We start from the raw sequence: 20614 nt of genomic DNA on the forward strand, positions 1-20614 counted from the left end.
TCGTAAAATTATAGGTACGGAAATGTATGACGAGGTCAAGCATTCTTGCACATGATCATTCAAAATATTGGTTGACCTCTTCAGGCGAATAAAAATACCACTTCGAGGGTTTAGGGTGCTTTATTGGAATGCGATAAGAGTCAAAATCCGACTCGATCGTCGTCCCATCAAGCGGAAAAATACCAGCTGGCTCTACACCACAAGTTTTCAACGCGTTCCATACCTGTTTGGGAGCTTCGTTCCTACGAGCAGATTTAAAGAACAATCGATCAAAACCTAGACTCTCATAGGCAAGACTTTGCGGGGCGCGGGTATTAACGATCACAAGCCATGCTATGGTCGAGCCGAACTTACCCGCAATGACTTCATATCTATGACGTCCGTTACTATAAGGATAAGCATAACCGAAACGATATCCTAGGCTTTTGCTGTTCCCGATATAGCCTTGTTGGTTGTTGACGCATTCAATCAGTTCCGTGCCAACAAGATTCCTTTGAGCGTGATCTGGCTGACTGGCCCCCATCAGAGAGATAAAGCAAGTCACAACAAACAAAATGAGGCTCGAGCGTAGCATTCCAATTAGATATGTATTGGGTGCTAGCGTTGCTAGTGGAAAAGAACGATTTAAGTTTAACTAAGCAGCGCCATCAAGATAACATTGAATGAAAAAAGGCGTGCTGAGAGCACGCCTTTCAACCAATTTTGATACAAGCTATTTGTTTGTTACTAGCCGTAATTTTTTACCTTCTCGAGGAAGCCTGTAATCTTGACGAGGCTGTCTTTCGTGGCGCCGTCAATTTGGGATGCTATTTGCTGAACTTGCGCAGCGTTTTCACGCGTGCCATCTGCAGACGTCGACATCGTGGACATGCTTTCCGACACATTGCGTGTGCCGTCCGATGCGCTCATCGCATTTTTTGCAATTTCTTGGACCACGTGCCGCTGCTGTTCAACAGCTGTCGCAATAGAGCTGGTGATTTCATGCATTTCCACAACCGTTTTCGTTACCGAAGTGATCGCCTTGGAAGCTTCCATGGTCTCGGCTTGGATCGAAGAAATTTGATTGCTAATCTCTTCTGTCGCTTTTGTTGTTTGAGTTGAAAGACCTTTAACTTCCGAAGCAACAACTGAGAACCCTCGACCAGCTTCCCCAGCCCGCGCCGCTTCAATGGTCGCATTCAAAGCTAACAGATTTGTTTGCTCAGCAATGTCATTGATTAACCCGACGACTTCGCCAATTTTAGAAGCTGCGATTGTTAACTGTTCAACCTTTTGACTGGTCTCGCCACCTTCAGTTGCAGCCTTGGATGCAATTTTAGATGAGGCGTCAACCTGATTGCCAATCTCGGCAACCGAAACGCTAAGTTCTTCCGTCGCTGATGCGACTGTATCTACACTGGTTGACGCTGTCGTTGCACCGGTCATAACAGCACGGCTCTCGTTCAACGTGCTGTCGGCCATGCTGTTCAGTGCGTCTGTGGAAGATGTGAGTTCAGAAACCCCGTCTTTAACCACATTCATGATATTCATAATCTCATGATCGAATGCAGAACATTCATCCTGCAAGGCTGCATTTCGTTGTACCAATTCCTCTTCTTCGTCACGGCGAGCCGTCAGCAAGGTTTGACGTTCTTGTTCATTCTCAATGAATACTTTAACCGCCTTGGCCATTTTGCCAATTTCATCTGGTCGGTCCGCATCAACAACAGCAAGATCAGATTTGCCGTTAGCCAATTCTTGCATGATAAAGGTCAAACGACTGATCGGCTTCGCGATATTGCGGAATGAGATAATTGCGAGAATGAAAGCCAGCAACGCGCTGCCCAAACCGAAAATAGTTTGAATTTTCACCTGAGCCCAAAACTGTTCGTTTATGTCATCTACATAGACGCCAGTGCCAATAAACCAAGACCACCCGGCGATAGGCTCACCCCATCCGTATTTATCAAACAAAGGGTCTTCGCCATTGACCTGAGACGCACCGGGTTTAGCCCATTGATAGCTAACAATATCACCGCCGCGTTTAGCAGCATCGATCAATTCTTGGATAAGAAGAACACCATTCTTGTCCTTTAGATCGTATAGATTTTTTCCAATGAGCTTTTCTTTGATATGGAATTTATTGACCCCATCATAGTCGTAGGCAAAAATATAATTGCCGTTGTCAAAACGCATGCCCTTCAAGGCAACGAAAGCTGCATTTTCAGCTTCTTCACGCGTCATCTCACCCGCTTTTTCCTTCGCAACAAACTGGTTCACGATACCAGCTGCCGTTTGGGAAATATGTTGAACCGCGAGAGTACGCTCCTTTAATATCGATTGGTATGTCGCTTGAATGGTGAATACCATCAACCCTGAAATAACCAACATTAAAAGCACAACCGGAAGAATGATCTTCCCTGACAAGGATATTTTATTAACAAAAAGCACGTTCATCACCTAAAACATAGAATTAATTCTCATAATGATAGATAATTATGGTTAATTAAAAATAACCTTAAGCAAGTGCCTCTTGGGTGATTACGTGATCCTCTAATTTCTTAAACGCAGGCGCATTTTTATTGACCTCAACATTCAGCTTTTGGAAATCAATAAATAAAGACTAATTTCGCAAAGTGCCCTCGCCATTCAACATCGCATCAATGCGGGCTTTGGTTTGAGTAGTCTTTGCCAAAATCAAAAAGCTTGAACGTTCCAAGTCATACAGATCTTGTTCCGTTGCATCGCGAGGCTCAGCATCTGGGCCACCTGTCACAATACGAGCAATGGCACTTGCAACTGTCACATCATGCGGCATGAAGATGCCATCGTCACGGCCCTTCTCTAAGAAAGCGACCATCTCGGCATAGACCTTACCGCCAACCAAATGGAAGCTTGGTTCTTGCGGCGGCGTATAGTCACCTGCCAACTCTCCGACGATGCGCACAGCACCATCGACCAAACGATCGCGGTTCATTACTTCCTCGTCACGCTCAGGCAAGAAGTAGCAATATTTGGCAGACTGATTTGGCGAGGCTCCTGTTTGGCTGTACCCGACTTGATTGAAAGTGTTCCATGCAGCTTTCTCCCAATCACCCGTTTTCTCATACCAACGATGAAGCGTTTCTTTGACACCGCCGCCACCTGGCACAACGCCAACGGTGCACTCCACCAAGCCCATCACGGTGTTGGTGTGAGCCAGCACCTTGTCGCAATGTGCAATCACCTCATAGCCACCGCCAAGGGTTAAGCCAGAGGGCGCGCCGACGACGGGCTTGTTGCAATATTTTAGCGTGCGGCAGGCTTGCTGAAAATCGTTGAGGAAGACATCAATACCGTCCCAATCTTGTGCTGCCATCATCTCTTGAAAACGGACAAGATTGACGCCCGCTGAAAAGTGTTGACCGTCATTGTGAATGATGATCCCGCGACCTTTTGAGTTGGCTGCTTCTTCCACGATCTTCATGCAATCAGCATCAAGCGCATTGGCTTTGGTGTGGAATTCAACAAGGTGAATATCGCCGTCCAATTTGAACAGGCTTGCTGATGGATTCTCATTGACGGGTACGAGCGTCTGGCGGGTCATATGGAAGCGCACAACACCGTCTGGCAAGTTCACCGGACGATACGTGCGGTCTGCATGACGCACCAAAAGCGCGCCGCCTTCTGCCTTATAAATTGGCTCGCCCGCGCAGTCTCTCAGATAGTCTGGAATATCCAAACCTTCTGCCTCACAACGCTTGGTGAAAGCATCAACACCGAGCTCATCTAACATCTCAAACGGACCTTTGACCCAGTTATAGCCAAGCTTCATCGCATCATCGATATCTTGCGGTGTTTGGGTGACATCTGGAATCAAGTGGGCTGAATACCTCAGAACTCGATTCAAGAAGTTCCAACAAAATTGTGCTTCAATATCAGTACCTTCTGCTAGATAACTTAAACCTTTTTGCTCACCTAATACCGCACGTTCAGGTAGGCTATCAGCGCGAGGACGATAAGATTTTGATTCAAGATCATAGGCGTATTTAGTGCCGTCTTCATCTTCTTTGTAAAAACCACCTAAGCCCTTTTGGCCCGTATAGCCTTCTGCACATAGATTGTTGATGATGGCGTTTTCTTCACCCACTGGATGGAAGGCATCGCCCTGCGGTAAGATGGAGCGTAGCGAGCGCACCACGTCGGCCATGAGGTCAAGACCAATCAAATCATAAAGGCCGAAGCAACCCGTTTTTGGAATACCCATCGGGCGACCCATTAGGGCGTCTGCTTGCTCAACAGTGAGGCCAAGCTTCATCGCTTCATCAATGCCCACTTGCAGCGCGAAGACGCCAACGCGATTTCCGAGGAAGCCTGGTGTGTCCGCACATTGCACGACGCCTTTACCGAGAATACGGTCGCAAAAATCGGCGGCTGTATCCATCACCCAATCAGCAGTCTTCTCACCGCGCACAAGCTCCAGCAAGCGCATGTAACGGACTGGATTAAAGAAGTGCGTAATACAAAAACGCTCAGCAAATTTCGCGTCCATTTCTTCAATCAAAAGCGAGATCGGAATGGTCGATGTATTGGACGCGACAATGGCCTCGTCTTTGATCAGCGGCTCAAGACTTTTATAAAGCTGGCGCTTAATATCAAGACGTTCAACGATCGCTTCAACGATCAAATCACAGTCGCCCACCATCGCAAGATCATCGTCGATATTACCAATCTCGATGTTATCAAGCACGCCCTTATGAACAAGCGCTGGCGGATCAGATTTTTTCAAACGATCAAGCGCGCGTTCTGTCACTGCGTTACGGCTATCCCCATCTGAAGCAATATCCAGCAGCACAACTGGATAACCAGCATTAGCCACCTGCCCCGCAATACCAGACCCCATGGTGCCTGCGCCAATGACACATACTTTTTTGATTTTATCGCCTGGCTTAATCATGCTTGCCACCGTCCCTCTCGAATAAATTCAATCACATTGGTCGCATCATTTTGTTGAAGGTCGTCAACGATCTGGAATGCTCTGTCTTGATATTGCATCGTAATTGGCGCGCGTTTTGTGCGGCCTGTGGAGTTGCTGGAGAAGAGCTTCGAGCTTTTCTTGTATTGCCAACCGATCACATCAATTTCGGCCACTTCAAACTCTTCGCTGTTTAGCACGACGTCCTTTTGCAGCTTTTGATAGCGCACCCAGCCGTCTTTGCGTTCAAGCGTTTCAAAACCAAAGCGCACCCATTCATAGCGCTGCCATGCACCGTGAATGTTCAAGCTCATGCCAAATAAAATAAAGGCGAAAACAGCGAGCGCTGGAATGTCGTCATGGAAAGAACGGCCAAAGTCTGAGAACAGCACAACGACAGCGGCAAACACCATTAAGGCAGCCGTGGCTCCCATATCAAGGAGTGGACGTTTTGTGTCGAGGGCGCGAATGGTGAGTGTTTGCTCACCCTTGGCTTTAGCCAAATGGAAACGGTCTGGATCGGTCATGACTTATAAAAACGCTCCGAGCGCTTCGTTCACTTCACGCGGATTTTCTGGCGGCAGCATGTGACCAGCGCCCTTGACGACGACAAGCTTATTGTCCGTCAAAGCTTCGGCCAGTTTCAAACCACCCTTAAGCGGAGTCATTTTATCTTTTTCAGCCAAAATGCAAAGAGTCGGGCACGTGATTTTACCCGCTGCTTCAAGACCAGACTTGTATGCATTGCAAGCATTTAGGTCTGCTGCCAAAGCACCCTCAGCGTTCGATGCCATCAACTGCTTGCCTGCACCGATGAGAGAGGCACCAGGCACCGTATTATCAAAGCTGTGACCAAATGCGCCAGAACCCCAAGACATCATGGCGCTGATGGCTTTTGGTTCTTTGGTTTCGGCCATATTCACCAGATGATCATTCACCGGCACAGCAAAAGAGCCTGCGATGAAAGCGATTTTCGATACGCGGTCGGCATAGCGAGCACCGAGCTCCAAGGCCACGAGGCATCCTTGGCTATGACCAACGATAATGGCTTCAGGCACTTTGATGGCGTCCATAAGGGCAATCACCCAATCCGCCATATCTTCGATGCTCGTAAGCGGCGCGCCAGCTGATAAGCCGTGACCCGGAAAATCGGGTGCCAGCACATTGTAGCCCCAATAAGAATAGGTGCGCACTTGTTGGGTCCATGAAAGGCGGCTTTGGCCTGAACCGTGTAGGAAGATGACCAGTGGTTGGTCTGCTTGATGATCTTTGCCACCTGTTGAGGCGAAGACTGCTGAACCGTTGATGTCTATCCGCATTATTCCGCCGCCTCTTGTGCCTGTGCGCTTGCAACCTTTTTCGCTGCCCGCAATCCTTTGTCAAAATCTGCTTTGAGATCGTTGATGTCTTCAAGACCAACAGACAAACGGATCATGTCTTCTGACAAACCACCGATAATCATGTCTTCTTCTGAGATATGACTGTGGGTTGTGGAGGCTGGATGGATGACCAGTGTTTTCGCGTCGCCCACATTTGCAAGGTGGGAGGCAAGCTCTACGTTTTCGATGAAGGCAGCACCGCCATCGCGACCACCCGCCACGCCAAAGGCAATCACCGCACTCGCACCTTTTGGCAACATGCGGTTTGCAAGCTCATGGTCTGGGTGATCTTTCAAATGCGGATGCCGCACCCATGTCACCTGATCGTGGTTGGCAAGGTACTCAAGCAGCGCATTGGTGTTTTCCATATGGCGCGCCATGCGAAGCGGCAAAGTCTCGATACCCTGCAAAAGGTAAAACGCTGTTTGTGGCGCCATGCTTGGGCCGAAATTATACATCGCTTCCATACGAATACGCATGGTCAGCGCAACAGGGCCGCACTCTTCCCAAAACACCATGCCGTCCATCGCATAATGCGGTTCTGCAAGGGTTGGGAATTTGAAAGAACCATCGGCGTTTTTAATACCCCAATCGAAATTACCGCCATCAACAACGGCGCCACCAACAGCAAGGCCATGACCGCCCAGCCATTTCGTGACTGAGTGCACCACAACATTAGCACCATGCTCTAGCGGCTTGAAGAGATAAGGCGTTGTGAAGGTGTTATCGACGATCACAGGCACGCCAGCTTCCTTGGCAATTTCACCAACGGCTGGCAGGTCCATAATATTAAGGCCCGGATTGCCGACGATTTCACCGAAGATCAATTTCGTGTTCGGGCGGATTGCAGCCTTAATGCCATCAAGGTCATCAGCGGAAACGAAAGTCGTCTCGACGCCAAAACGCGGCAGAGTGTTTTTCATCAAGTTGATGTTGGCACCATAAAGCTGCGCGGTGGATACGATATGATCACCACTCGAGACCAAGCACATGATCGCCGCATGAAGCGCTGCCATGCCGGACGCTGTCGCCGTACAAGCCGCACCGCCGTCTAACGCTGCAAGGCGTTGTTCAAGCACTGCCACCGTCGGGTTAGAGATGCGTGAATAAAGATGCCCGCCCTCTTCCATATTATAGAGCGCTGCCGCATGACGACTATCGCGAAATACGTAAGACGTGGTTTGATGGATTGGCACAGCTCGCGAACCGTGGTCGCTATCTGGCGTATGGCCAGCGTGCAGGCTCAGCGTATCAAAATTATAAAAATCACTCATGGCGTTTCTCCCTTGAGCATTTTTCTAAACACTCTTTGCGACGAATTCCATCTTAGTTTTTAAATGGTCAGATTTTAAATGGAAGCGCTGTTGTGGTGGCTTCTCTCTCGCCATACTCAGTTTGGATCGTAACTTTGTTGCCTTCATCAGCAAGCCCAACCTTAATCAACCCAAGGCCAATATTGGCATCAAGGCGCGGCGAATAAGCAGCAGCAGAACAAAGGCCAACCTTTTTACCGTCTTGGTAGACCTTCCAACGATGTTGGTTTGAACCAGAAAATTTCTCACCGTCGATGACGTAACCCGTCATGCGGCGTTTCGCGCCTCTTGCCTTAATCCGCTTTAGTGCGTCTTTGCCGATGAAATCGACATCTTGTTCAAGGTCGCACAGTTTACCCATGCCAACCTCATAAGGATTGGTATCGTCATCCGTATCTGCACCCATGGACAAAAGCCCACTTTCAATGCGCTCAATATAATTTGGTGCGCCTGGACCGATGTCATAAGGGCGTCCGGCTTCTTCGATGATATCCCAAAGCTCTGTCCCGCGGTGATGATCCATCAGATAAATTTCAAAACCGCCTTGTTTGCTCCAGCCCGATTTTGCAACAACGACGGGAATGCCTTGGATCATGGTTTGGTTGAAGCCGAAGAACTTCAAATCATCAACCCAGTCACCACATACTTGGCGGACAACTTCTGAAGCCTTCGGGCCTTGAACTGCAAGCGGGCTGATGTCTGGCTCATCAATTGAAACATTCATGCCGCGCTCAGCCGCGATGGCACGCGCCCACCAAAGTAGGTCTTGGTCTGCAATTGAAATCCAATATTCATTGGCAGAGATTGGCAGCATCACAGGGTCATTCATCAAGATGCCACGGTGATCACAAATCGGGATGTAGCGCCCCTGCCCAATCTTCACTTTCTCAAGATTGCGCGGTGTCAAAATGCTGGCAAGTTCCAGCGCGTCTTTGCCCATAATGCGGACCTGCCGCTCAACGGACACATCCCACATGGAAACGCCCTCAGTCAGCCGGCGATATTCCGCTACTGGATCACCATAAGACACCGGAAAGCACACATGGTTATAGGTCGAAAAATGACTAACCCCTGCGCGAACAGTCGCATCAAAGAATGCAGATTTTTTAATGCGTGGCCCAAAGGCAAACTGGAATGTCATAAGCTGGACTCCGATGAACAATACTTAAAAAAACCGCTAGCTTAAATTCTTTGCATGAGCGCGATAATTACGTCGTAAGTTTGCCGAATTGCGACCTTCTTTATTCAAACACTAATGCAGGCGCTTCTTTTGCATTTGGCCCTTCGCTATCTTCAAGCGATGCCCATACTTTACCCGCGATATCGCGGTAAATTCCGGCATGCTCAGAATCTGGTTCCGAGACCACAATAGGTGTACCTGCATCCGAGGTTTCACGCACGCGCATAGCCAGTGGCACTTCACCCAAGAACGGCACGCCAATACGGTCTGCTTCTTCACGTGCGCCACCATGTCCGAAAATATCAGAACGGTCGCCACACGATGGGCAGATGAAGTAACTCATATTTTCAACAATGCCCAAAAGCGGCACATCAACTTTGCGGAACATGTTGAGGCCTTTGCGGGCATCAATAAGCGCCAAATCTTGCGGGGTTGAAACGATCACAGCACCAGAGAGCGGCACTTGCTGCGCCATGGTCAATTGTGCATCACCCGTTCCAGGCGGCATGTCGACGATCAACACATCAAGCTCACCCCAAGCGACTTCGCGCAGCATTTGAGTGAGAGCAGAAATGACCATTGGACCGCGCCAAATCATCGGTGTGTCTTCTTCCACCAAGAAACCCATCGACATCACTTTAATGCCAAAGTTTTCCATTGGGTGAAGCAGACGACCTTCTGCTTGTGGACGCCCAGTTAGGCCAAGCAAACGTGGCATGGAAGGGCCATAAATATCCGCATCCAACACGCCGACCTTCTGCCCATTTGCGGCAAGGCCAAGTGCTAGGTTGATGGATGTTGTGGATTTGCCAACGCCGCCTTTGCCGGAGGCCACAGCAACAATGTGCTTTACGCCGGGCACGCCAGCTTTGGTTTCTTCTTGCGCTTTCGGTGGCGGGGTCATCTGTGGTTTGGGTGCGGCAGGCTTTGGTGCTGGGCTAGCAGAGCCTGCGGTTTTTTCAGCCGTTAGAACAGCGGTTACTTTTTCAACACCATCAATATCCATGACAGCCGTTTCAGCCGCCTTACGCAAAGGTTCAAGTTCTTGCGCACGATCGGCTGGCACAGACACGGAAAACATTACCTTGCCAGCATTGACGTAAATGTCTGATACGAGCCCTAGTGACATTAAGTCACCAGTAAGGTCAGGCCCTTTGACCTTGGCCAATTGCTTTTTTACAGCCTCTTTAATCGCATCACTCATTGGTCACTTCCTGTTAGATAGTCTCATCAGGAAGCTAGCGGTATGCCTCTCAAGGTCAAGCAAAAAGAACCAAAGGCATGCCGATTTTTAAGAGCGTTAGCTGACCTTTGGTTTTGCAGGCCCGCGCCAAGGCTGTTTCTTGAAGAAAGCAACGAAATAAGCAACGCCGATCAAAGTGATCATACCACCGATATTCACAACCGCTGAATGAAGCCAACGCCATTCCGTTCTTGGTGCTGTGATATGGAACGGGTGATCGACTGGCGGATAGAATGTGTAGCCAATGATTTGCGCAAACACCATTGAGAAGAGGAAAATAGCGAGAGACTGCTGACCAACCGTCATGACGATCTTAACAAACTTACCCCATAGGCCAGAGGAGATAAGACGCTTACCGCCCTCGCCCACAGCAAGCCAAGCAAGATAGCCAACACTCAAGAAGTGAATGAAGCGGAAGAGACCGAAATCTGTTTTCCAAATCAACCAACGAATATCAGCACGCCATTCTTTAAGCGGTGTTGCTTTGAGCCATGCATTCAAATCCGCATCAAACGTCAAACCATTATAGAAACGGAAATAGGCAAGCGGCATGGTGATGACGATGAAAGCAATCGCCAAGATAATCAGTGTTTTGCTAACAGGAGGGCGTGGCAACCAGCCGCGCATGAAGGCGAAACCTGCAAAGAAAATCAACTGCCAACCAAATGGATTGAAGAACCACTGACGCGATTTAAATCCGTTTTGTGCCTCTTGGGGAATCTCTCCACCATGATACCAGTTAGACCAACCTTCATGGTTCCATGGTTCTGCGGGGAAGCGGAAAATGCTGCTTTGCATTCCGTAATACCAATTGTACCAAGCCTCAATATTGGTCGCGAGCCATAACCCTACGCAAAACGCAATCGCTGCGTAAGGTGAGATGCGAGACAGACCCATGACGATTGGGATCATGAACAACACCACGATATACATTGGCAAAATATCAAAGTAGTTCGGCACATAAGTCAGCGACATCAGACCGAGCAATTGCTGCGGTGTATCAAGCTCAAAGAAGTTCATGAGATTGAGGCGCGTTTTCATAAAGTCACCGTGGTCGCCGATAACATCAATCCACGACACCCACAAACAGATCACGATGAACATGCCGATATGCGCCCAGTAGACCTGCCAAACACGGTGCACAACACGGGCAGCGCCCATGAACCAACTGTGACGATCAAAAACGGAAGCAAAGGCAAGCGCTGATGCCATGCCGGAACAAAAAACGAAAATCTCCGTCGCATCAGAAAAGCCGAAGCGTGCCGGAATCCACAATGTCCAAGAATTCCAAGACGTGTGGGCGATTAAAATGATGAACATGGCAATGCCACGGAAAAAGTCGAGACGAGGATCGCGCGGTTTTTTTACCTTGGAAAGGTCCATACCAGCAGTCGGATCGTTTGACTTGGCTTTATCGTTGGCGGCAACAGTTGTTACGCTTGCCAATTTTTCGGGAGTGGCTTGTTCATTCATTTTATAAAATAACTCTGATCATTCAGACCGACATCAAACACAAATTTCAATTGTGCTCGCTCTACGGAGCGCTCGACTTGGGTTCGTGCTTTCACTAGCCTCTAAAACCTTGAGATGCAACTAAGCAGAAATTGCGATCACTTTCGCGTCTGATGTTGGGGTTTCCAATTCAAATTTCTCATTCACAGCAGCGACAGAGCGGTTGTGAGCGTATGAATCTTCCTGACTACGGCGCCAAGTTCTATCCTCAATCAGCGCTTTTGCTTCTTGATAGCACCCAGCCTTTAGTCCGGCATCAATTGTCATGCGTTCAAATGTGTCACGCTGCGCATGGCTTCCGCCAATTTGCTGCATTTGTGGGCGGGCAGCACTTAGCATTTTAAAGGCATTGCTATAGTCGCCAGAATAGTAAGCTTTCAACCCTTGCGCCGCCGATACGCCAGCAACTTGGTTGACGTCATCCATGTCGCGTTTGCCGTATTGAGCATTGTTGCTCATGGTGGCAATCAACTTGTCCATCGCGTCAACATTGTTAGAGCGGCCAAGCGCTTGCATGTAGTGGAGATCTGCGAAGATCACGCAATTATCATCCGTGCGGCGCTCACAAAGGGCGTTCAGCTCATCCCATCGATCGCCAACATAAACCCCAAGCCCCTCAAGGCGAGCGAGCAATGATGTAGCATTTGAGATATCACGATAATCATCTGTTTGCTCTTTACGAATGTCATTATCGTAAAGTTCCAGAACTTTGACGTAATTGCCCACTTCAAGATAGTGAAGCGCTAAATGCCAAAAGAAGTGGAAGGAGAAGTTGTTGCAATGAGCCCATTGCTTTTCGCGTGTTTCAAGCCATTTAATGCCTGTCTCAGCGCGTGCAGTCATGTCATAGACGTGAGCCACAGCATGCAGACCCCATGCATCATCGGGGCAAAGCTCAACCGCTTGTTGGCCAAATTTTTCTGCAGCCTTATAATCACCAGTTTCTTCTAGGGCGAAGGCATGGCAACCGTAAATATAACCAGTTGCAAAATGATCCGGATCGAAACGATCAACGGCTTTCAAGCTTGAAGCACGAAGACCAAAACGATCCCCCAGCATGAAGCGCAAGGCATGAACCATTTTAAAGGCCATCGCGTCATGAGCTTCAGATTCAAAAACACCCTCAAGCACTTTGGCAGCGAGGTACCACTGGCCTTTGTGGGCAAGTTTTAGTGATTCAACGTAAGCTGCTTCGCGTAGCGGCAAGAAACCACGTCGTTTTTCAATTTCAGAAACTCTCGCAACAGCCGTATCGACAGCCGACAAACACTCTTTGCGGCCAGCAAGCAGCATGAAGAAGCCTTTGGAACATAGTCCAAGCACATTATCAGGATCTGCGGCGAGCAGGTTACCGAGGTGCGTTGGGGTTTCGGCAGAATGAGATAGAAATGCATGGCAAAGCTTATTCCAAGCATCAACGGCTTGGTTTGGCTTGTCACCGCCAATATCAAACTCACATCCAAAAATGTCTTGCATTTAAATTCCTTACCTAACTGTCATCCCCTGCTCCTTATTCATGCAGCACAAGCTGCTTTCGTAAGGAACAAACTTCAGCAACGATTGGACAATCGAAACTTTCTGTATCTTGCGCCCAATTATCATCAGTTTCACCTGAATACTAGCTGAACGGATTCTATTTGGCTGAACACAAAAAACAGCTGCAATTCACATATCTGTGAGCAAATTATTCCAAAATCGCGCAGATTGGCAGAAACATTGGTACTTTGATCAACTTGTTAGTGAAAAAATCGCATGGTTAACGTCATTTCCAAGGTGAAATTAAGTGATCAGCTGCCAAAAATTGAGTTAAGCGTTGTAATCATTATCACTTACTGGCTCCAACCAATCCACATTTGACCCATCAAGCGCCTCTTGAATCGCAATGTGACACATTGCGTTTTCAGCTGTTGCACCGTGCCAGTGTTTCTCGTCTGGTGCGATCCAAACTGTATCGCCTGCCCGAATTTCCTGTATCGGCTCACCAAGTTTTTGCACAAGCCCAACACCTGAAACAACATACAGGGTTTGGCCCAGTGGGTGAGTGTGCCAATTGGTTCTGGCACCGGGTGAAAAAGTTACACGCAGAGCGCGGACACGAGCAGGTTCTGGGGCAGTAACGATTGGGTCTTGTGTGACATGACCCGTGAAATAGGCATCGCTTGCCACCAAGGTTGGTCGGCCATTCGCTTTAAAAATTTCCATCGCTCTACCTCTTTATGTGAAACTTAGAACTTGCCGTCATAAGCTTTGCGACCGATGCGCGGACACAACACCGTAAACGTATCGCGTTTTAGAGCTGCGTCAAACTCAGCTTTCAATGTGTCGACATCATCAATCCAAACACCGTGCCCACCAAAACCTTCGGCAACTTTCGGGAAATCCGTTCCAGAAAAATCAACGCCGCGATTTGGCAATTGCATGGCGCGTTGTTTCAGTTCGATGAGACCGAGGCTCTCATCAACCAACACACAAATAATGATGTTGGTTCCCATATCGCGCAGCGTTGAGAGGTCGCCCATCATCATTTCAAATCCGGCATCACCAACAAAGGCAATCACAGGCGTTTCTGGCTTCACTTGTTTATAGCCTGCCGCCAATGGCACAGCGCAACCCATCGTGCAAAGGGCAGAAGATTGCAGCATGGTGCGAGGTGAGCGGCAGTCCCACATTTGGCTAACCAAAATACGGTGCGCGCCACTATCTGCAGTGATCACTGTTTCATCAGGAGCAGCATCGCGCAAAGTTGCGAAAACATGTTCAGGGCCGAATTCTTTCGACAGGTCAAATGAGAACATATCTGTAAGATCAGCACGCGCTTTTTCAGCGGCCCCATTTTCCCAATAGGTACCCGCTTCCGCCTCGCTTAGCGCATCGACCGTCACAGCCACATCGCCCATCAAGGTGGTGGTCGCTGAATGCATACCGTGGGTGCGCAAAGTTGACGTTACTTCAACCGCGTCCTCACCCTTCCACGCATTGCGCCAACCGACCCGCATTTCAATCGGGTCATAACCGAGTAGCAACACAAGGTCGCTCTCTTCAATCAACGGCATAAAAATCTTGTCTGATTTAGGGGAAAGGCCCGCACCGCCAAGGCTCAGCGGGTCGCGTTCATCAAGCATGCCTTTTGCTTTGTAGCTTGCAATCATCGGAATATTGAGACGCTTACAAAAGCTTGCGATGTCTGCGTTCTCATTCAGCGCATCAACACCTGCAATAACCAAGGGTTTTTTCGCTTTAGAAATGCGTTTTTTCACCTGCTCAATGAGGCTTGGCGCTGCGTGGCCACGCGGAGGTAATATCGCGAGTGGTGCATATTGCTCGCTCTCACTTTGAGCAACTTTTATGGGCAAATCAATATGGACCGGACCGGGTTGGCCTTCGGTTGCAAGGGCGATTGCCTTATCCATCATCACGCCAACAGCACCTTCATGAGCGCGGAAACTTGCCTTAACAACAGGGCGCAACATTTGCTGGTGATCGAACACTTGGTGCGTGTAAGTTTCAGCTTCAGCACCATCCATACAACCCGTAATAAACAAAAGCGGCACGCGGTCTTGCATGGCGTTGGCAATGACGTTGATGGCATTAGCAACACCGGGGCCGAGGGTCGCGATGAGAATTGCGGGCGCACCATTTGCGTGCCAACTTCCCTCAGCCATAAAGCCGCCAGCGTTTTCGTGTTTCACTAGGGTGAAATCGATATCGGCTGTACGCATCCCATCCATCAGTGTCAGTACTTCGCCGCCTGGAATACCAAACGCATTCAAGCAACCTGCTTCCGCCAGTTTCTTACCAATAATATCTGCTGCACGCATTCTACTTGCTTCCTTCAGTGTCTAATCGGCCATCTGAAATGGTTTCATTCTCGGTCAATTTTTTGATGTCGTCTTCGCTATATCCCAATTCGCCCAAAACATCGGCGCTATGCTGGCCAACACGTGGGGGTGGAGTGCGATAGGTAATTGGTGTTTCGCTCATCTTGATCGGATTACCAATCAAATGAACTTTGCCGCCATCGGCGGTTTCATGGTCCATGGCGATTTCCATTTCACGATGCTTGATTTGCGGGTCGTTAAAGACCTCTTCCAAATTATTCACCGGACCACATGGAACCGCATTGCTGGCAAGCAAATTCAACCATTCATCAGCGGTCTTCGTTCGCGTGATTTCTGAAATCACACCCACCACATAACCACGGTTGCCGACGCGCGCCACATTGGTCGGAAAACGCTCATCTTCCAAAAGCTCACTGCGGCCTGCAAGTTCCAGAAACTTCGCAAACTGTGTGTCATTGCCGATGGCAAGAATGAACTGCTTATCGGATGCCGGAAATGTTTCATAAGGCACGATACTTGGGTGTCCGTTGCCGAGGCGACCGGGCACTTTGCGGTCTGTTAAATAAGCCGTCCCCTGATTGATCAACCAAGAAACCTGCGTATCAAGCAAAGACAATTCGAGGTATTGGCCTTCGCCCGTTTGGTTGCGCGCATGGAGAGCTGCCAAAACAGCATTTGATGCGTAAAGGCCACAAACAACATCAGCAATCCCAACACCGGCTTTCGTCGGCACGCCGCCATCTTCATCGCGTTGTCCGGTCAAGCTCATAATGCCGCCCATACCTTGGATCAAAAAATCATAGCCCGCGCGTTCTGCATAAGGCCCTGTTTGGCCAAAGCCTGTGATAGAACAATAAATCAGTTTTGAATTGATAGCTTTGAGGCTTTCATAATCCAGCCCGCGCCGCTTCAAATCACCGACCTTGAAATTCTCGACAACTACATCGCTTTCAGCAGCGATTTTGCGAATGATTTCTTGTCCCTCTTCACTCGCCATGTTGACAGCAAGAGAGCGCTTATTGCGATTGGCGCAAAGATAGTATGAACTTTCTTGGCTATCTTCGCCATCAACCTGCACGAAAGGCGGTCCCCAACGGCGGGTATCGTCCCCTGCAATTGGGCGTTCAATCTTGATTACGTCCGCGCCCATGTCGCCAAAAAGTTGGGTACAGGTAGGCCCAGCCAATATCCGCGAGAGATCTAAGACACGCAGGCCTGAAAGCGGGCCATCTTTGAGAGAGTTTTCTACCATGACAAATCCATAAACTGTGTTGGCACCGTTCTAGCTGAACGAACGTCGATCACCAACCCCGCGCTTTCGCGATCCGCGTATATCCATCGACAAGGTAAAACCCGCGCACGTCATGACCGCTACCATTCAGGCAGAATTGCAAGGCTTCCCCATCGCAATTTCTATGAAGTTTACAGCGTTGTCCGCGAAATTTAAGTTCTTTAACTAGCTTTGCAGAGCAAGGGTCTTGGCGGTACATATTGTTGAAAGTATCGCGGATATCGCCTTGGTGTTTATGACCGACCCGTCGCCCTGTAAGGGGAAATGTGCGATCAGCGGTTCCGTGATAATGGTAAAGCTCACCAATCATATTCGAACACCGTTTAGGTTGCGGCTTCCAAAGAGTGCCGGCAACTGGAATGTAGCCTGCGTATTTTTTGCGGCCATTGCAGGCAAGATACCACGTCATTGAAGCGCCAACAGAAAAACCAGCGATAACGATTTTACGCGGATCAACATCGAAACGACGCCTTAGATCGGTTGTCACTTGAGTAAAATATTTAAATTCATTGCGAATGGGGCCACGAACAAGACCGTTTTTAAATGTCCATTGGCCCGCAAGTCCTTCAACGCCAACCAAAACAAAACCTAATCGCTTAGCCGCACGAATGAAGCTTGAATGCTGCATGGAGCGTTCGGCAGATCCGCCAAGTCCATGGATATAGACGATAGCAGGTCGTTTGGATGTGTTTTCTAATTTCTTCGGAACAAAGATGCGGTAAGTGCCGCTTGATACTTTGCAGTCTGAATTCAGACCACAGGCATGAGCACTGGTTGGTGCAAGAAGAGGGAACAAGAAACCTGCCAGCGAAATAACGACAGCACTAAGGCTCGCTATTATGTTGCCAAATGGCGTTGCACTCATTGTCCTCACCTGCCCTAGTCTGTGTCGTATCTTAGGCAGCGAGGCGATCATCGAAATCCTTGTCGAGCGCAAGCAAGTCATCAGTTGAAAGCGGCGCGCGCTCTTCCGCATTTGCAACTTCAGAGCGGAGTGAAAGCGCTGGCAAATTAAGTGCACGAACGATGACAGGCGGTGTTTCTTCTTCTGGCATTTGCCATAGGCCAAGGCGAGAGAAGAATTTGCCGAAGACAACATGGGCGCTTGTGTAACCAAACACCAGAGCAAAAGCGGGACCCACAAAAACTGGGAGCGTAACAATCAAGCCAGTAAACGATACATCTTGGAAGGTAAAGATGGTAACAAGGCCTACGATACCAAAGAGCGTTTGCGGCCATAAGTGAGATACGATCACAGACAGTTTCAAAGAATGTGCTGAACGGTTTTGAGAAGCCCAACCACGCGCCTTGCCAAACGGCAAGCCTGCAAGGAACAAGGTTTCAGCCACAGCCATTATCGGCGCAAGTAACATTGAGAAGACGATCTCCACCAACGACCCAGTCAAAACGGCAACGCCACCACCATAAGATTTTCTAAGCTTAGAGTTCAGCATCACATCAATCACCGACACAATCTTAGGTGTGAAAATCATGGTCATGATGATTGAGAAAAGCACGATGCCTGGAACCATAGAAAAACCTTCAAACGGCATATCTTTGAAAACCAACGTACTTGTGCCCACGGCGATAAAGGTCAGCCATGCAGGCGCACTCGTAAACATTAAGATGGCAAGGAACAATTGAACACGGCTGGTTGGCAACAAGCCTTTTTCGCCCAGCAATTTGAAATATTGCATATTGCCGTGACACCAACGCAGGTCACGACGGATAAATTCGAGAACATGCGGCGGGTTCTCTTCATAAGAACCGCCCTCTTCTGCCAACACGCGCACTTCATAGCCCGCGCGACGCATAAAGGTTGCCTCAACTTGGTCATGGCTCAATACATAACCAGAAAGCGGACCTTTACCCGGTAGAACTGGCAAATGGCATGCTTCCATAAATGGCTTCAAGCGGATCAGCGCGTTATGACCCCAGTAAGGACCACAATCAGCCTGCCACCATGCACTGCCGAGCGTGAAAGATTTCATGCCCATGCGCATACCAAACTGGAAAACACGGGTGAATGCACTGTCAGATGGAAGGCCAACGACCAAGCTCTGCAAAATGCCAAGTTTGTCATTGTTTTGCATCACACGAACCATGCGCAAAATGGAAGAAGCCGACATAACGCTGTCTGCATCGAGTGTGAGCATGAAATCGTGCTGGGCACCCCATTGATCACAAAATTCTGAAATATTACCGGCTTTAAAGCCCCAATTATCTGTGCGCAGACGATAAGTGACATCTAATTTACCAGCCCAATCTTCGGCCAGTTTAGCAAACACATCTTTTTCTTCGGCAACCACGTCATCAAAGGAGCTATCGCTCAACACATAGACGTGGAAATTTTCACCTTCGCCTGATGCAACCAATCTCGCGATCATCGCATTGAGATTGCGATTAACCTGATCGACCTCTTCATTGCGGATGCACATGGCAATGGCTGTAGAGGTTGAAATCTTCTCGTCGCCCTTATATTTTTTTAAGGCAGGAAAGACGGCGGCGGCCGGATCTTTCGAGGTTCTCATCAAAATGAAGCCGATCACCGCATTCCAAAAACCAATCGCTGTCCACGGCAATGTAATAATGAAGCAGGTCAGCAAGACCAATTCTGACCACTGAACCCCGCCTTCAGCCAATGCCCAGATCATCAATGATGTGAGTGATCCGATCGTCAACAATACGAGTGCTGCGAAGATTGAGCGTTTGGCGAAAGATGACATATAACTACCTCGAACAAATGTGCATTTCAGTTAGGCAATTAGCGTGTCGCTAAAACAGCCTGACTTAATTACAGTGGGATCAACGATTGACAAATCGCGCCACGTCACTCTTTTAAAGAGCACATAGCGCATCAACGTTGATGTCTCTACTGCTAATATTGGATTGAAACTGAATTGTGGCTGAACAGGTTAATCAGGAAAAAGAGAAATTGGCCCAAACACGCGCTTTATTTTATGAAAAAGCAGGGTTAGCAACGCTAAAATCCGTCGATTTACCTATATTGGCGGCAAATGAAATTTTGGTTGAATCCCTTTATTCAGGCATTAGCCGCGGCACTGAGAGTCTTGTTTTCAATGGAAAAATTCCAGAATCAGAATGGAAGGCCATGCGCTGCCCGCATCAAACAGGCGATTTTTCGTTTCCTGTTTCTTATGGATATGCATCTGTCGGAAAAGTGATCGCATTGGGCAGCGCCATCACGAAAATGTTTGCAGGCGAAACAGTTTTTGTTCTGCATCCACACCAAGAACACCTCATTGTTTCGGAAAATATGGCTCGTCCCATTCCTGAGCATATTCCCGCAAACCGCGCTGTCTTATCGGCCAATATGGAAACCGCCCTCAATGCCGTGTGGGATGCCAACCTAGAGGCGCACCACACAGTGAGCGTTGTCGGTGGTGGTGTGGTTGGCTTGCTGACAGCTTATGTCGCAAGTCAAATTTCTGACAATCCGGTGACATTGATAGACATCAACCCCAACAAGAAAACGATTGCAGAAAAACTCGGTTTAAAATTTGCCCTACCCAACAATGCTGTGGACGAACAAGACATTGTTTTTCACACCAGCGCCAATGGTGCGGGCCTGCAAACGGCGATCAATCTGCTAAAGTTTGAAGGTAGTGTTATCGAGATGAGTTGGTACGGTGATAAACCAGTTCAATTGTCGCTTGGCGGCCCGTTCCATTCAAAACGGCTCAAGATCATTTCAAGCCAAGTCGGGCATGTCAGTCCTGCTAAGCGTGCAACACATGGTTATGACGAACGCATGGCAGAAGCGATGCAATTATTGGCCGATCCGGTTTTGGACCACTTGCTTGAAGAGGCGATAGCGTTTAATGCGCTGGCAGACGCCTTGCCGGAAATCTTCTCTTCCGACAGCGAAACATTATGCCAGCTTATCAAATACGGAGACTAACC

General features: G+C 48.7%; 16 protein-coding genes. 1 reads left to right on the plus strand and 15 read right to left on the minus strand.

Translation table 11 applies throughout. From position 1 onward, the window contains the following. Positions 1-55 precede the first annotated feature (55 nt). From ABJO30_01545 to mdoH, 15 genes are all read right to left on the minus strand, one after another. On the minus strand, positions 56-553 hold the full coding sequence (locus ABJO30_01545; GenBank protein ID MEP3231493.1) for a hypothetical protein: 498 nt from the start codon (positions 551-553) through the stop codon (positions 56-58). A gap of 173 nt (positions 554-726) precedes the next feature. Beyond that, positions 727-2430, minus strand: a complete 1704-nt coding sequence (locus ABJO30_01550; GenBank protein MEP3231494.1) for a methyl-accepting chemotaxis protein — start codon at positions 2428-2430, stop codon at positions 727-729. A gap of 172 nt (positions 2431-2602) precedes the next feature. Continuing rightward, positions 2603-4915 carry a 3-hydroxyacyl-CoA dehydrogenase NAD-binding domain-containing protein gene (locus tag ABJO30_01555; GenBank protein MEP3231495.1) on the minus strand — a complete coding sequence of 771 codons (2313 nt, stop codon included), beginning with the start codon at positions 4913-4915 and terminating at the stop codon, positions 2603-2605. Next, positions 4912-5460 carry a hypothetical protein gene (locus tag ABJO30_01560; protein MEP3231496.1) on the minus strand — a complete coding sequence of 183 codons (549 nt, stop codon included), beginning with the start codon at positions 5458-5460 and terminating at the stop codon, positions 4912-4914. Before ABJO30_01560 ends, ABJO30_01555 begins: the two co-directional genes overlap by 4 nt. 3 nt (positions 5461-5463) lie before the next feature. Further along, positions 5464-6252, minus strand: a complete 789-nt coding sequence (locus ABJO30_01565) for an alpha/beta hydrolase (protein MEP3231497.1) — start codon at positions 6250-6252, stop codon at positions 5464-5466. After that, positions 6252-7586 carry an O-acetylhomoserine aminocarboxypropyltransferase gene (locus ABJO30_01570; GenBank protein MEP3231498.1) on the minus strand — a complete coding sequence of 445 codons (1335 nt, stop codon included), beginning with the start codon at positions 7584-7586 and terminating at the stop codon, positions 6252-6254. Before ABJO30_01570 ends, ABJO30_01565 begins: the two co-directional genes overlap by 1 nt. Before the next feature lie 67 nt (positions 7587-7653). Next, positions 7654-8766 carry a glycine cleavage T C-terminal barrel domain-containing protein gene (locus ABJO30_01575; GenBank protein MEP3231499.1) on the minus strand — a complete coding sequence of 371 codons (1113 nt, stop codon included), beginning with the start codon at positions 8764-8766 and terminating at the stop codon, positions 7654-7656. 100 nt (positions 8767-8866) lie between these two features. Further along, positions 8867-10009, minus strand: a complete 1143-nt coding sequence (gene apbC / locus ABJO30_01580) for an iron-sulfur cluster carrier protein ApbC (GenBank protein ID MEP3231500.1) — start codon at positions 10007-10009, stop codon at positions 8867-8869. Positions 10010-10105: 96 nt separating this feature from the next. Next, on the minus strand, positions 10106-11521 hold the full coding sequence (locus tag ABJO30_01585; GenBank protein MEP3231501.1) for an OpgC domain-containing protein: 1416 nt from the start codon (positions 11519-11521) through the stop codon (positions 10106-10108). A 120-nt stretch (positions 11522-11641) separates the two neighbouring features. Further along, on the minus strand, positions 11642-13036 hold the full coding sequence (locus ABJO30_01590; protein ID MEP3231502.1) for a tetratricopeptide repeat protein: 1395 nt from the start codon (positions 13034-13036) through the stop codon (positions 11642-11644). A gap of 330 nt (positions 13037-13366) precedes the next feature. Beyond that, entirely contained in the window at positions 13367-13762 is a 396-nt protein-coding gene (locus tag ABJO30_01595; protein MEP3231503.1) for a cupin domain-containing protein, read from the minus strand. Between the two features lie 23 nt (positions 13763-13785). Then, complete coding sequence (locus tag ABJO30_01600; GenBank protein ID MEP3231504.1) at positions 13786-15378, minus strand: thiamine pyrophosphate-binding protein; 1593 nt, start codon at positions 15376-15378, stop codon at positions 13786-13788. Position 15379: 1 nt separating this feature from the next. Further along, positions 15380-16651 (minus strand): CaiB/BaiF CoA-transferase family protein, encoded by a 1272-nt coding sequence (locus tag ABJO30_01605; GenBank protein MEP3231505.1) that lies wholly within the window; start codon positions 16649-16651, stop codon positions 15380-15382. A gap of 49 nt (positions 16652-16700) precedes the next feature. Then, positions 16701-17555, minus strand: coding sequence for a hypothetical protein (locus ABJO30_01610; GenBank protein ID MEP3231506.1), 855 nt, complete (start codon positions 17553-17555; stop codon positions 16701-16703). Positions 17556-17586: 31 nt separating this feature from the next. Next, positions 17587-19416, minus strand: a complete 1830-nt coding sequence (gene mdoH / locus ABJO30_01615) for a glucans biosynthesis glucosyltransferase MdoH (protein ID MEP3231507.1) — start codon at positions 19414-19416, stop codon at positions 17587-17589. Between the two features lie 176 nt (positions 19417-19592). Here mdoH and ABJO30_01620 point away from each other — a divergent pair, with 176 nt between their 5' ends. Further along, the gene (locus ABJO30_01620) at positions 19593-20612 is read left to right on the plus strand and encodes a zinc-binding alcohol dehydrogenase (protein ID MEP3231508.1); all 1020 of its coding nucleotides are present in this window, start codon (positions 19593-19595) and stop codon (positions 20610-20612) included. The last annotated feature ends 2 nt before the right edge of the window (positions 20613-20614 follow it).

The sequence above is a fragment of the Hyphomicrobiales bacterium genome (genome assembly GCA_039973685.1).
Taxonomy (GTDB): Bacteria; Pseudomonadota; Alphaproteobacteria; order Rhizobiales; family JACESI01; genus JACESI01.